Source organism: Staphylococcus sp. SA22, from assembly GCF_054165785.1.
On the sequence record NZ_JBSZQY010000005.1, the window covers coordinates 99,449 to 113,060 of the forward strand.

Below are 13,612 nucleotides of genomic sequence, written 5' to 3' on the forward strand. Positions count from 1 at the left end.
TTTTACCCCTCCATTAATAATAATTCTGGATTATTTAATAAACGTTTAATGTGATTCATTGCATTTTGGCCAGTTGCACCATCAATTTGTCTGTGGTCAAAGCTTAATGATAATGCTAATACTGGTGCTGCAACAATTTCTCCATCTTTAACGATAGGTTTTTGAGCAATACGGCCAATTCCTAAGATTGCTACTTCTGGGTGATTGATAACTGGAGTGAACCATTGTCCACCAGCTGAACCGATATTACTGATTGTGCATGTTGCACCTTTCATTTCATCGGCTGTTAATTTACCATCACGTGCTTTAACAGCTAATTCGTTAATTTCATCAGAAATTTGGAAAATAGATTTACGGTCAGCATGTTTCACTACAGGTACTAATAAACCTCTATCAGTGTCCGCCGCAATACCGATATTCCAGTAATGTTTATGCACAATTTCACCAGCTTCTTCATTGAATGAAGTATTAAGTGCTGGGTATTTTTTCAATGCAGAAACAAGTGCTTTAACAACATATGGTAAGAATGTTAACTTAGTACCTTGTTCAGCTGCGATTTCTTTAAATTTCTTACGGTGATCCCATAATGCTTGAACATCAATTTCATCCATTAATGTTACATGAGGTGCAGTATGCTTAGAGTTAACCATTGCTTTCGCAATTGCTCTTCGCATAGCAGGGATTTTTTCAGTTGTTTCTGGGAAGTCGCCTTCTAATGATACTGCTGCAGGTGCTGCAGGAGTTTCAGCAACTTCTTCATTTGTAGCTGAAGCAGCTGATTCATTTGAAGCTGTTGGTGCACCACCATTTAAGTATGCATCTACATCTTCTTTTGTAATACGACCATTTTTACCAGATCCAGAAACTGCTTTAATGTTAACACCTTTTTCACGTGCGTATTTACGTACTGAAGGCATTGCTTTAACAGTTCTGTTTTCATCTACTTCTTCAGTTTGAGTAGCTACAGGTGCTTGCTCTGCTGGCGCTTCCTCTTTCGCAGGTTCTTCTTTAGATGATGAATCATCATCATGACCTTTAAATTGCATATCTTCTGCATCAGGTGCATCGATTTTAACAATAACGTCACCAACTACAGCTACTGTACCTTCTTCTACCATAACTTCTTCTACAGTACCAGATACTGGTGATGGGATTTCTACTACTGATTTATCGTTTTGTACCTCAGCTAAAACATCGTCTTCTTCAATAGTATCTCCAGCTTTAACAAACCATTTTACAATTTCACCTTCGTGGATACCTTCCCCGATATCGGGTAATCTAAATTCAAATGCCACGTTTTTGCCCTCCTAAGATTTCGTAAATTAAACATTTCATTTTAATCAATGAGACTAAAATACGCTAACTTCGTTAACTTTTAAAATGAATTAAAATTCTAAAGTTTCTTTTGCTTTTTCGATGATGTCATTTTTGTTTGGTAACCAAACATTTTCAGCTTGAGTGAATGGATAAATTGTATCTGCTGCTGCAACTCTTCCAATAGGTGCTTCTAATGAAAGGATTGCACGTTCACTTAATTCAGCTACAACTGCTGCACCAACACCTGCTTGACGTTGTGCTTCTTGAACTACAACTGCACGACCAGTTTTTTCAACTGAAGCTACAATTGTGTCAACATCGATTGGTTGAACAGTACGTAAGTCAATTACTTCAACAGAATAACCATCTTTTTCAAGTTCTTCTGCAGCTTTCATTGATTCTTGAACCATTGCACCGTATGTGATGATTGAAATGTCATTACCTTCTTTTTTTACATTAGCCTTACCAATGTCAATTGTATATTCTTCTTCAGGTACTTCTTCACGGAATGAACGATACAATTTCATATGCTCTAAGTATACGACTGGGTCATTACTTCTAATAGAAGAAATTAATAAACCTTTCGCATCGTATGGGCCTGAAGGAATAACAACCTTTAGACCTGGAGATTGAGCTAAAATACCTTCTAAGTTATCTGCGTGCAATTCAGGTGTGTGTACGCCACCACCAAATGGGCTACGAATTGTTACAGGTGCAGTTTTAGTACCGCCTGAACGGAAACGAGTACGTGCAATTTGTCCAGCAATCGCATCAAATACTTCGAATACGAAACCTAAGAATTGTACTTCCATAACCGGACGGAATCCTTCAACTGCAAGACCCATTGCTAAACCACCAATACCTGATTCAGCTAAAGGTGTATCGAATACTCTATCTTCACCAAATTCTTTTTGTAGTCCTTCAGTAACACGGAAAACACCGCCGTTAACACCAACGTCTTCACCAAAAATTAAAACATCTTGGTCATTTTTAAGTTCAGTTTTAAGCGCATCATTAATCGCTTGAACCATTGTCATTTGTGCCATGGCTTACTTCGACTCCTTCTCTTTGTAAATTTCATATTGTTCTGCTAAGTTTTGAGGCATATCTTCATACATAATTTCCATTAGAGAAGTAACAGTTTGTTTTTCAGTGTTATCAGCCTCTTTAATTGCTGCTTTAATATCAGCTTTTGCACGTTCAATAACTTCATTTTCTTTGTCTTCATTCCATAAACCTTTGTTTTCAAGGAATTTACGGAAACGTACTAATGGGTCTTTTTTCTCCCATTCAGCATCTTCGTCTGAAGTTCTGTAACGAGTTGGATCGTCACCAGCCATTGTATGAGGACCATAACGATATGTCATAGTTTCAATTAATGTTGGACCTTCACCTGCAACTGCGCGGTCACGTGCTTCTTTAGTTGCTTGATATACAGCTAACGCATCCATACCATCAACTTGGATACCAGGAATACCTACAGCAATTGCTTTTTGAGCTAATGTTTCAGCAGCAGTTTGCTTGCTTCTTGGTGTTGAAATTGCATAGTTATTGTTTTGAATAACGAAAATTGCAGGTGCTTTATAAGCTGCTGCAAAGTTAATACCTTCGTAGAAATCACCTTGTGAAGAACCACCGTCACCAGTGTAAGTGATTGCAACTGCATTTTTACCACGTTTTTTAAGTGCAAATGCAACACCAGCAGCTTGAATGTATTGTGCACCGATAATAATTTGTGGGCTTAATGCATTAACGCCTTCAGGGAATTGATTTCCTTTGAAGTGACCTCTTGAGAATAAGAAAGCTTCAGTTAATGGTAAACCATGCCAAATAATTTGAGGAACATCTCTGTATCCCGGTAAAATGTAATCTTCTTTTTCTAAAGCGTATTGTGACGCTAATTGTGATGCTTCTTGACCAGCAGTTGGTGCATAGAAACCTAAACGTCCTTGTCTGTTTAATGAGATAGAACGTTGATCAAGGATACGAGTCCATACCATTCTTTCCATTAATTCTACTAATTGTTCATCCGTAAGATCAGGTACTAAGTCTTCATTTACGACGTTACCATTCTCATCCAAAATTTGAACCATTTCAAATTTCGATTGAGTATCATTTAAAACTTTTACTGCATCGAATTGGGCTTGTAACTTAGGAGCCATTCAATTCACCATACCTTTCCCATAATTGTATAGAAATTCATTTTATCCTTACTAATTGTACCACAAATAAATGGGCCTGTTAAACCATTTGAAAAAGTTCTGTTTTAATAAAAAAAGATACAGATAATAGGAACTGTATTAGTTGTTCCCTACCATCTGTATCATATTAATTATTTAAATTGATCAACGTCTTGCTTTTCTTTACCAACCTTATTTAGTACTTTTGTATATTTTTCAGATACTTCTTTTAACTTTTTATAGTTCTGTTCTATTGCTTTTGATTTTTCATTAACACCTTGTTGTGTCGCATCATTTTGATTTAAATATTTAAACAATGTTTTTTCTGAATTGACAGCATTTTTATAAGCTTTAGAGTATTCACCATGCAATTTGTATTTTTCTTTTAATACATCATCTAATTGTTTTACTTCTTTACGTTTAACATCATTATCAATGTTATCAACGTGACTTTTTGCTTTCTTAAAGTCTTGTTCAGACTTCTTAATTGCGTCTTCTTCTTTTTCAAATTCCTTTAGACGATCATCGGCATTTTTAATTAAATCTTTTACTGCTTTACCGCGAACTGCTGTATCTTTACTATTAACATCTTCAGTTAATTTTTTCTTTTTCTCATCTAATTCAGCAATTTTCTTACCAACAGTTTTAATTGGTTCTTCATCGTCTTTAATTTTATCCACTTGCTTTAAATATGCCTTAATTTCTTTTTTATCCGTAGTACATCCTGCAAGCAAGACACTAGATGCTAATACTACTGCGATTGTTTTTCCAAATTTCATTACTTGTACCTCCACTTGCTATTTAAATTAAATGATAAATAAAATCTGCTTGGAAATCAATTTTAAACAATTACATTACACATCTTCATTGCTAAGTATATCTGTTGACAGTTACGTCATTTATAATATAATTTTTAAAGTCAAGATGATAAATAAATTTCTAAAGTATCATTGCTTAAAATCAACACTTTAATCATTTTTTAAGCAATTAGCATATCTGAAAATTTACATATACTATCTAAAATAAACATTGGCAGTAGTTGGTTAACTTTGTACATATTTACACATAAAAATGTATGATTATCTTAACAACCTTTTTACTGTCATTCAACTAAAACAAATTAAAATAAGGAAGGTGCAATATATGTTAACAATGAAAGACATCATTAGAGATGGTCATCCAACTTTGCGTCAAAAAGCAGCTGAGTTAGAATTACCATTAACTAAAGAAGAAAAAGAAACATTAATCGCCATGAGAGAGTTTTTAGTAAATAGTCAAGATGAGGAAATCGCGAAACGATACGGTTTACGTTCAGGCGTTGGTTTGGCTGCACCTCAAATTAATATTTCTAAACGTATGATTGCTGTTTTAATACCAGATGATGGCAGTGGCAAATCTTATGACTATATGCTTGTGAACCCCAAAATTGTAAGTCATAGCGTTCAAGAAGCCTATTTACCAACTGGTGAAGGTTGCCTTAGCGTCGATGATAATGTTGCTGGTCTAGTTCACCGTCATAATAGAATTACAATTAAAGCCAAAGACATCGAAGGTAATGATATACAGTTACGACTAAAAGGATATCCAGCAATTGTTTTCCAACATGAAATTGACCATTTAAATGGTGTAATGTTCTATGATCACATTGACAAAGATCACCCATTACAACCACATACAGATGCTGTAGAAGTTTAAAACACATTTTTACTAATTATCAAAGCTTAGGATAAATATGATGTCCTAAGCTTTTTCTTTTACAACTTTTCCTAATAAATAACAGTAAAATATATTCACCTTTCTACCAAACTTTTTATCCCCTCATTTAAATTTTACCGTTTCATATAAAATCCTTTAATTCTTTCTTAACATTAATTTATAATCTCTACATTTATTTTTAATAAATAGAACTGCACATTTATTCGAAATACTTAGATTTCTAGTGAGATAAACTGCTTTATTTATTATCATTCATCATGTAAAATAAGATTTAACTGAAATTTTAGTGTTATTTCACTAATTTTTTAAAATGAACGACATGATGAACCTAGTTATTAACCAAATCGTTATTAAGTTAAATTATAGAGATGATTGGATTGAATTTATCGATATATACTCCAATACGATTTTACTAGGGTTAACAATAAATTAAACAAACATTCTTAGGAGGAATTTTTAACATGGCAGTATTTAAAGTTTTTTATCAACATAACAGAGACGAGGTAATTGTGCGTGAAAATACACAATCACTTTATGTTGAAGCTCAAACAGAAGAACAAGTACGTCGTTACTTGAAAGATCGTAATTTTAATATCGAATTTATCACTAAATTAGAGGGCGCACATTTAGATTACGAAAAAGAAAACTCAGAACACTTTAATGTGGAGATTGCTAAATAATGAAACAATTACATCCAAATGAAGTAGGTGTATATGCACTTGGAGGTCTAGGTGAAATCGGTAAAAATACTTATGCAGTTGAGTATAAAGACGAAATTGTCATTATCGATGCAGGTATCAAATTCCCTGATGATAACTTATTAGGGATTGATTATGTTATACCTGACTACACATATCTAGTTCAAAACCAAGATAAAATTGTTGGCCTATTTATAACACATGGTCACGAAGACCATATAGGCGGTGTGCCCTTCCTATTAAAACAACTTAATATACCTATTTATGGTGGTCCTTTAGCATTAGGTTTAATCCGTAATAAACTTGAAGAACATCATTTATTACGTACTGCTAAACTAAATGAAATCAATGAGGACAGTGTGATAAAATCTAAGCACTTTACGATTTCTTTCTACTTAACTACGCATAGTATTCCTGAAACTTATGGCGTCATCGTAGATACACCTGAAGGAAAAGTAGTTCATACCGGTGACTTTAAATTTGATTTTACACCTGTAGGCAAACCAGCAAACATTGCTAAAATGGCTCAATTAGGCGAAGAAGGCGTTCTATGTTTACTTTCAGACTCAACAAATTCACTTGTGCCTGATTTTACTTTAAGCGAACGTGAAGTTGGTCAAAACGTAGATAAAATCTTCCGTAATTGTAAAGGTCGTATTATATTTGCTACCTTCGCTTCTAATATTTACCGAGTTCAACAAGCAGTTGAAGCTGCTATCAAAAATAACCGTAAAATTGTTACGTTCGGTCGTTCGATGGAAAACAATATTAAAATCGGTATGGAACTTGGTTATATTAAAGCACCACCTGAAACATTTATTGAACCTAATAAAATTAATACCGTACCGAAGCATGAGTTATTGATACTATGTACTGGTTCTCAAGGTGAACCAATGGCAGCATTATCTAGAATTGCTAATGGTACTCATAAGCAAATTAAAATTATACCTGAAGATACCGTTGTATTTAGTTCATCACCTATCCCAGGTAATACAAAAAGTATTAACAGAACTATTAATTCCTTGTATAAAGCTGGTGCAGATGTTATCCATAGCAAGATTTCTAATATCCATACTTCAGGGCATGGTTCTCAAGGTGATCAACAATTAATGCTTCGATTAATCAAGCCGAAATATTTCTTACCTATTCATGGTGAATACCGTATGTTAAAAGCACACGGTGAGACTGGTGTTGAATGCGGCGTTGAAGAAGATAATGTCTTCATCTTTGATATCGGAGATGTCTTAGCTTTAACACACGATTCAGCACGTAAAGCTGGTCGCATTCCATCTGGTAATGTACTTGTTGATGGTAGCGGTATCGGTGATATCGGTAATGTTGTAATAAGAGACCGTAAGCTATTATCTGAAGAAGGTTTAGTTATCGTTGTTGTTAGTATTGATTTTAATACAAATAAATTACTTTCTGGTCCAGACATTATTTCTCGAGGATTTGTATATATGAGAGAATCAGGACAATTAATTTATGATGCACAACGCAAAATCAAAACTGATGTTATTAGTAAGTTAAATCAAAATAAAGATATTCAATGGCATCAGATTAAATCTTCTATCATTGAAACATTACAACCTTATTTATTTGAAAAAACAGCTAGAAAACCAATGATTTTACCAGTCATTATGAAGGTAAACGAACAAAAAGAATCAAACAATAAATAATCAAAAAGCTACTAACTTTGAAGTGAAGTTGTAATTAAACTCACCACACATTGTTAGTAGCTTTTTCTTTATATATGATATTTATTTGAATATATCAAACAAATGATTATCGATTATCTCGTCGCAATATTTTTTTCAAAGCGATTTAAATCATTATCATGTCCAATCATAATTAAAATATCACCTATTTCTAAATTAATATTTGGATTTGGTGAGATGATGAACTCTTTGCCTCGTTTAATTGCAATAATGTTAATTCCATATTGTGCTCTTATATCTAAATCAATGATAGACTGCCCCGCCATCTTTTCAGTTGCTTTCAATTCTACAATAGAATGCTCGTCTGCCAACTCAAGATAATCAAGTACACTTGCACTCGCAACATTATGCGCAATACGTCTACCCATATCACGCTCAGGGTGCACAACCGTATCTGCTCCAATTTTATTTAAAATCTTTGCATGATAATCATTTTGTGCTTTAGCAGTTACTTTTTTTACACCTAACTCTTTTAAAATCAAAGTTGTCAACGTACTTGATTGAATATTTTCACCAATTGCCACAATGACATGATCAAAGTTACGGATACCTAAACTTTTCATAACTGCTTCATCTGTAGTGTCTGCAACAACCGCATGAGTAGCGATATCACTATATTCATTCACTCTATTTTCATCATGGTCGATGGCCATTACATCCATGTCTAATGCATTCAACTCACGAACGATACTACCTCCAAAACGACCTAGACCGATGACTACATATTCTTTACCCATACTCGCCCTCCATTAAATGATTTTCATCAATTCATTGAAAATATAAATTTGAAATTATTATAAATGAGTACCCCAACTAAATTATCTAAATGCAGTAATGCAAGTAAATGAAAGTTGGGGTATCGTCTCAACTTATGATTTCTTTCCTTCAACATATTCTTTGTCGAAAACAAATAATCTTAATAATAATATTAACGATGGAAGTAATAAAAGTAAACCTAAAATAAAGACAATCACTAATGTCCAGCCCATTTCTGGATTAACATATGCATCTGTAATTTTTACAAACGGATATAAAAGGTATGGCAATTTACTAATTCCATAGCCAAAGAACGCGAACATCATTTGTAAAATAACAAATACAAAAGCCAAACCATGTTTTTTCTTAAAGAATGTTAACAATGAAGCTAATGTAAAGAATAAGAAACTTATAGCAAACATCCACCAGTAGTCAAAAACAGCTGAATAAAAATGTTCAGAATTTTGAATGCGTAATGATAGAAATACGAATAAACAAATGATAATCATCGGTGGCCCTAAAAATATGTGCCATTGTCTTGTTAAATTATATGCAGGTTCGTCATTTGCTTTTTTAGCATAATATGTCAAAAATCCTGATGAAATATATAAAACTGAAATAATTGCCAAGAATACTACAGACCAAGCAAATGGGCTTAATAGTAACTGCACCCAATCTAGATCGATAACATTGTTTCGAACATTAATATAACCACCTTCTGTAATAGTTAAAGCAGTTGATAATGAAGCTGGAATTAATAATCCACTTACCCCATACATGATCATCCATGCTAATTTTGTATCTTGACCATAATTTTCAAATGCATAAAAACTGTTTCTCAACGATATCATAATCAGTGCTATTGAACCTGGTATTAACAATACCGTGCCTAAATATTTGATTGACTCTGGAAAGAAACCTACGAATCCTACGAAGAAGAAAACAAAGAATACATTCGTAACTTCCCAAACTGGGTTCAAATAACGTGAAATTAAGTGATTAATTTTCTTTTCATCACCAGTTAACTTTGAATGCAATGCGAAGAAACCTGCCCCAAAATCTATAGAAGCAATAATGATATAGCAAAATAAAAACAACCATAACACTGTTATACCTATAAATGCATAAATCATTTTTCTATTTCTCCTCCTTGCTTCTTGGCTAAACGATTTACATCTTCATACGCCGGTTTATTTTTAAACATACGAATTAATACGTATGCACATGTATACATTAAAATGATGTACAATATGCCAAATAAAATTGTAACGAAGGTTATTCCGCCTGCTTGTGTTGCTGCTTCTGCCACGCGCATATAACCACGAACAATCCAAGGCTGTCTACCCATCTCTGTTAAGAACCATCCAAATTCTATAGCTAGCATTGAAGCTGGTCCTGTTAATAATATTCCGTAAAGCATCCATTTATGAGTAGAAAACTTTCTAAGCTTTTTAAACATTAAAGTTAAGACATAAACACCTGAAATGACAAAACATAAAATTCCCATCGTTACCATTAAATCAAAGAAATAATGGACGATCATTGGCGGATGTAAACTTTTTGGAAAATCATTTAACCCTTGCACTTTAGTTTTGACACTATTATCTGCTAAGAAACTCAATAGTCCAGGTAATTCAATCGCACCTTTAACTTGCTGAGTCTTTTCATCTAACACACCAAATAATAATAATTTGGCATGGGAAGATGTATCGAAATGCCATTCATAAGCTGCTAATTTTTCAGGTTGGAATTTATGCAAAAATTTTGCAGATAAATCCCCTGCTAACATAGAAAGTAAAGTTGAAAAGAATCCAACAATCATAGACATTTTCAAAGCTTTCTTATGGTAGACAGTATCTTTAGGTTGACGATTACGCAATAATTTAAAAGCTGCTATTGATGCAATAACAAATGCCATCGTCATACCGGCTGTAGTAATTACGTGAAATGATCGAACTATAAACGATGGGTTAAACATCGCTTCTATAGGTTGAACATTGACCATCTTTCCATTCTTCAACTCAAAACCTGCAGGCGTATTCATAAATGAATTCACTGAAGTAATGAAGAATGCTGAGAAAGAGCCACCAATAATTACTGGTATACTAATTAAGAAATGTGTCCATTTATTTTTAAAACGATCCCAAGTATATAAATATATACTTAAGAAAATAGCTTCAAAGAAGAATGCAAATGTTTCCATAAATAATGGAAGTGCAATAACGTGTCCACCCATTTCCATAAATGTAGGCCAAATCAATGATAATTGAAGCCCTATAATTGTACCTGTAACAACTCCCACTGCTACAGTAATTGTATAAGCTTTAGCCCATCTTTTGGCCATAGCTATATATTGAAGATCATTTTTGCGAATACCTAAAAATTCTGCAATTGCGAACATTAAAGGCATACCAACACCAATCGTTGCAAAAATGATATGAACTGCTAAAGTCATAGCTGTCAAAAACCGACTGATTTCAACTGTATCCATTTAAAAACATCACCTTTTTCTTTTTTTGATGACAACACAATGAACTTAATTATAATTGCTATAATGTGTATTTTTAAAACATTATGCGCTATGAAATTGTGTATAATTTATGTCAGTTCACAATGTGTTCACAAATTTGAATTTCAATGTATAATTGTGTATATTACATTAGAATAAAGCACGAAGGAGCATGATACATGTCAGAAATAATCGTTTATACGCAGAATGATTGTCCACCTTGTACATTTGTAAAAAATTATCTAACTGAGCATCAAATTGTTTTTGAAGAAAGAAATATCAACAATCAACAATATCGAAACGAAATGATAGATTTTGATGCTTTTTCAACTCCGTTTATTTTGTTGAATGGCAATCCAATGTACCATGTTGATCTTGATGAAATCAACAAAGTATTAAATATCCAAGATTAATTTTCATCTAAATCAACTTCATCATTTTTAGCTATCATAAATTAAATATCGATTTTTAAATTAACTAACATTAATTAAAGAACAACATTTTGTTAATGACACATAGTTTTTTAATTAGTTAGCAACAACATTCCATTGAAATTAACATAAATCATAAAAAAGAACCCGAAGTATTCATAATTACTCACAATGAATACTTCGGGTTTATTTATAATTCTGTCTTTCGAAAGAATTAATTATTTTACGTAGTTGTTAACTAATTCAATAACTTCTTCTTGCGTTGCACAGTCGACTGCACGGTTAGCAAGTTCAGTCATTTCATTTTTACTTAAACCATTAATTTGTCTTCTTGCTTTCAGAATAGACGTTGCACTCATAGAGAACTCATCTAAACCTAAACCAAGTAATAATGGAATAGCTGTTTCATCTCCAGCCATTTCACCACACATACCTGTCCATTTACCTTCTTTATGTGACGCTTCAATAACTTGTTTAACTAAACGTAAGATTGAAGGGTTATATGGTTGGTATAGATATGATACACGCTCTGACATACGATCAGCAGCTAATGTGTATTGAATTAAATCATTTGTACCGATACTGAAGAAATCTACTTCTTTGGCAAAGACATCAGCTAATGCTGCTGTTGCAGGTATCTCTACCATGATTCCTAATTCTATATCATCTGAAATGTCATGACCTTCATTTTTAAGGTTTTCTTTTTCTTCTAATAATATAGCTTTAGCTTCTCTAAATTCGTTAATTGTTGCAACCATTGGGAACATGATATTTAACTTACCATAAACCGATGCACGTAATAATGCACGTAGTTGTGGTCTGAAAATATCTTGTTGAGCAAGGCATAAGCGAATCGCACGATAACCTAAGAATGGATTCATTTCTTCAGGCAAGTTTAAGTATGATAATTCTTTATCTCCACCTATATCTAAAGTACGTACAACAACACGTTTACCGTTCATTGCTTCTAATACTTCTTTATAAGCTTCAAATTGCTCTTCTTCTGTAGGCATTTGGTCACGACCCATATATAAAAACTCAGTTCTATATAAACCGATACCTTGTGCACCATTTTCAATAACACCTGGCAAATCATTAGGTGTACCAATATTTGCAGCAAGCTCTGCGTGAACACCATCAACTGTAACAGTATCAGCATCACGTAGTTTTTGTAATTCTTTCTTGTCAGCAAAATAACGCTCACGTTTATCTTGATAAGCGATTAACTCATCTTCAGTTGGATTAACGATTACATCACCATTTAATCCATCTACGATAATCATGTCGCCTTGTTTAACTTCTTGAGTAATTGATTTTGTACCAACAATTGCTGGAATTTCTAAAGAACGACTCATAATCGCAGAGTGACTTGTTCTTCCGCCAATGTTTGTAGCAAAACCTTGTACAAATTCTTTATTTAATTGAGCAGTATCAGATGGCGTTAAGTCATTCCCTACAATAACAACGCTTTCATCAATCATACTCGGATTCGGTAATTCTACACCTAAAATATGTGATAACACACGTTTAGAAACGTCGCGAATATCAGCCGCACGTTCTTTCATGTATTCGTTATCCATAGATTCAAAAATTGTAACAAATTGTGTTGTTACATCCGTTAATGCTGTAGCAGCATTAGCGTTTTCATTTTTAATCTTATCTTGGATTGGTTGAATTAATTCAGGGTCATCTAAAACTAATAAATGTGCATCAAAGATAGCAGCTTTATCAGCACCTAGTTGAACCTCTGCATTATTTCTAATTTTAGTTAACTCAACTTTAGAAGCTTCGATAGCGCTATTGAACTTTGCAACTTCTCCTTCAACATCAGTGACTTTTTCATTTTTGTCGAATGTTAAGTCTGGCTCAACTAATAAATAAGCTTTAGCAATTGCGACACCATCAGATGCGGCAATACCTTTAATTAATTTAGACATGATTATTTAGTCAATCCTTCTTTTGATAAGACGTCACTGATTGCTTGAATGGCGTCAGATTCATCACTACCGTCTGCATAAATTGTAATTTCAGCATCTTTACCAACACCAAGGCTCATAACACCCATGATTGATTTTAAGTTAACTTTCTTACCGTTATATTCTAATTGAATATCAGAATCGAATTTTGAAGCTGTTTGTACTAACATTGTTGCTGGTCTAGCGTGAATACCAGTCTCGTCGATGATTACATATGAATTTTGTTCCATAATTACATTTCTCCTTCGTATAGTTAGAATCTTCAATATTATTACAATACTAACTTAGTTTTATACATTAACTTTACCAAA

At 33.3% G+C, this 13,612-nt stretch carries 14 protein-coding genes; 5 read left to right on the forward strand and 9 right to left on the reverse strand.

The window, feature by feature from the left end:
* Positions 1–2: 2 nt before the first annotated feature.
* From ACXQH5_RS06370 to ACXQH5_RS06385, 4 genes are all read right to left on the reverse strand, one after another.
* Positions 3–1,295, reverse strand: coding sequence for a dihydrolipoamide acetyltransferase family protein (locus tag ACXQH5_RS06370; RefSeq protein ID WP_000863437.1), 1,293 nt, complete (start codon positions 1,293–1,295; stop codon positions 3–5).
* 90 nt (positions 1,296–1,385) lie between these two features.
* Positions 1,386–2,363, reverse strand: coding sequence for an alpha-ketoacid dehydrogenase subunit beta (locus ACXQH5_RS06375; protein WP_000068176.1), 978 nt, complete (start codon positions 2,361–2,363; stop codon positions 1,386–1,388).
* 3 nt (positions 2,364–2,366) lie between these two features.
* A complete protein-coding gene (pdhA, locus tag ACXQH5_RS06380) occupies positions 2,367–3,479 on the reverse strand; it encodes a pyruvate dehydrogenase (acetyl-transferring) E1 component subunit alpha (RefSeq protein ID WP_000035320.1) in 1,113 nt (370 codons plus the stop codon).
* 170 nt (positions 3,480–3,649) lie between these two features.
* The gene (locus tag ACXQH5_RS06385; RefSeq protein WP_000668338.1) at positions 3,650–4,276 is read right to left on the reverse strand and encodes a YkyA family protein; all 627 of its coding nucleotides are present in this window, start codon (positions 4,274–4,276) and stop codon (positions 3,650–3,652) included.
* Between the two features lie 364 nt (positions 4,277–4,640).
* Between ACXQH5_RS06385 and def the strand changes: the two genes are divergently transcribed.
* The 4 genes from def (at position 4,641) to rnjA (ending at position 7,590) form a co-directional block, all read left to right on the forward strand.
* Complete coding sequence (gene def, locus ACXQH5_RS06390) at positions 4,641–5,192, forward strand: peptide deformylase (RefSeq protein WP_000957036.1); 552 nt, start codon at positions 4,641–4,643, stop codon at positions 5,190–5,192.
* 331 nt (positions 5,193–5,523) lie between these two features.
* Positions 5,524–5,646, forward strand: coding sequence for a hypothetical protein (locus ACXQH5_RS06395; protein ID WP_021758069.1), 123 nt, complete (start codon positions 5,524–5,526; stop codon positions 5,644–5,646).
* Between the two features lie 28 nt (positions 5,647–5,674).
* Positions 5,675–5,893 (forward strand): DNA-dependent RNA polymerase subunit epsilon, encoded by a 219-nt coding sequence (locus ACXQH5_RS06400; protein WP_000257888.1) that lies wholly within the window; start codon positions 5,675–5,677, stop codon positions 5,891–5,893.
* Positions 5,893–7,590 (forward strand): ribonuclease J1, encoded by a 1,698-nt coding sequence (gene rnjA / locus ACXQH5_RS06405; protein WP_000811375.1) that lies wholly within the window; start codon positions 5,893–5,895, stop codon positions 7,588–7,590. The genes ACXQH5_RS06400 and rnjA overlap by 1 nt, the downstream gene beginning before the upstream one ends.
* A gap of 113 nt (positions 7,591–7,703) precedes the next feature.
* Here rnjA and ACXQH5_RS06410 read toward each other — a convergent pair whose 3' ends face one another.
* The 3 genes from ACXQH5_RS06410 to ACXQH5_RS06420 form a co-directional block, all read right to left on the reverse strand.
* A complete protein-coding gene (locus ACXQH5_RS06410) occupies positions 7,704–8,366 on the reverse strand; it encodes a potassium channel family protein (protein WP_000514290.1) in 663 nt (220 codons plus the stop codon).
* 132 nt (positions 8,367–8,498) lie between these two features.
* Positions 8,499–9,518 carry a cytochrome d ubiquinol oxidase subunit II gene (locus ACXQH5_RS06415; protein ID WP_000638454.1) on the reverse strand — a complete coding sequence of 340 codons (1,020 nt, stop codon included), beginning with the start codon at positions 9,516–9,518 and terminating at the stop codon, positions 8,499–8,501.
* Complete coding sequence (locus ACXQH5_RS06420) at positions 9,515–10,876, reverse strand: cytochrome ubiquinol oxidase subunit I (RefSeq protein ID WP_000381849.1); 1,362 nt, start codon at positions 10,874–10,876, stop codon at positions 9,515–9,517. The genes ACXQH5_RS06415 and ACXQH5_RS06420 overlap by 4 nt, the downstream gene beginning before the upstream one ends.
* A gap of 197 nt (positions 10,877–11,073) precedes the next feature.
* Here ACXQH5_RS06420 and nrdH point away from each other — a divergent pair, with 197 nt between their 5' ends.
* Positions 11,074–11,307 carry a glutaredoxin-like protein NrdH gene (gene nrdH / locus ACXQH5_RS06425; protein ID WP_001289624.1) on the forward strand — a complete coding sequence of 78 codons (234 nt, stop codon included), beginning with the start codon at positions 11,074–11,076 and terminating at the stop codon, positions 11,305–11,307.
* A gap of 236 nt (positions 11,308–11,543) precedes the next feature.
* Here the strand turns inward: nrdH and ptsP are convergent, their stop codons facing one another.
* Together ptsP and ACXQH5_RS06435 are read right to left on the reverse strand one after the other, a co-directional pair.
* Positions 11,544–13,262: a phosphoenolpyruvate--protein phosphotransferase gene (ptsP, locus tag ACXQH5_RS06430; protein WP_000040057.1), complete on the reverse strand. Its 1,719-nt coding sequence runs from the start codon at positions 13,260–13,262 to the stop codon at positions 11,544–11,546.
* Positions 13,263–13,264: 2 nt separating this feature from the next.
* A complete protein-coding gene (locus tag ACXQH5_RS06435; protein ID WP_000437472.1) occupies positions 13,265–13,531 on the reverse strand; it encodes a phosphocarrier protein HPr in 267 nt (88 codons plus the stop codon).
* Positions 13,532–13,612: the final 81 nt, after the last annotated feature.

Coding starts and splice junctions, on each gene's coding strand:
- ACXQH5_RS06400 (WP_000257888.1), top strand. CDS start 5,675: ATGGCAGTATTTAAAGTTTTTTATCAACATAACAGAGACGAGGTAATT.
- ACXQH5_RS06385 (WP_000668338.1), bottom strand. CDS start 4,276: ATGAAATTTGGAAAAACAATCGCAGTAGTATTAGCATCTAGTGTCTTG.
- nrdH (WP_001289624.1), top strand. CDS start 11,074: ATGTCAGAAATAATCGTTTATACGCAGAATGATTGTCCACCTTGTACA.
- ACXQH5_RS06410 (WP_000514290.1), bottom strand. CDS start 8,366: ATGGGTAAAGAATATGTAGTCATCGGTCTAGGTCGTTTTGGAGGTAGT.
- rnjA (WP_000811375.1), top strand. CDS start 5,893: ATGAAACAATTACATCCAAATGAAGTAGGTGTATATGCACTTGGAGGT.
- ACXQH5_RS06375 (WP_000068176.1), bottom strand. CDS start 2,363: ATGGCACAAATGACAATGGTTCAAGCGATTAATGATGCGCTTAAAACT.
- def (WP_000957036.1), top strand. CDS start 4,641: ATGTTAACAATGAAAGACATCATTAGAGATGGTCATCCAACTTTGCGT.
- pdhA (WP_000035320.1), bottom strand. CDS start 3,479: ATGGCTCCTAAGTTACAAGCCCAATTCGATGCAGTAAAAGTTTTAAAT.
- ACXQH5_RS06415 (WP_000638454.1), bottom strand. CDS start 9,518: ATGATTTATGCATTTATAGGTATAACAGTGTTATGGTTGTTTTTATTT.
- ACXQH5_RS06435 (WP_000437472.1), bottom strand. CDS start 13,531: ATGGAACAAAATTCATATGTAATCATCGACGAGACTGGTATTCACGCT.
- ACXQH5_RS06395 (WP_021758069.1), top strand. CDS start 5,524: ATGAACGACATGATGAACCTAGTTATTAACCAAATCGTTATTAAGTTA.
- ACXQH5_RS06420 (WP_000381849.1), bottom strand. CDS start 10,876: ATGGATACAGTTGAAATCAGTCGGTTTTTGACAGCTATGACTTTAGCA.
- ptsP (WP_000040057.1), bottom strand. CDS start 13,262: ATGTCTAAATTAATTAAAGGTATTGCCGCATCTGATGGTGTCGCAATT.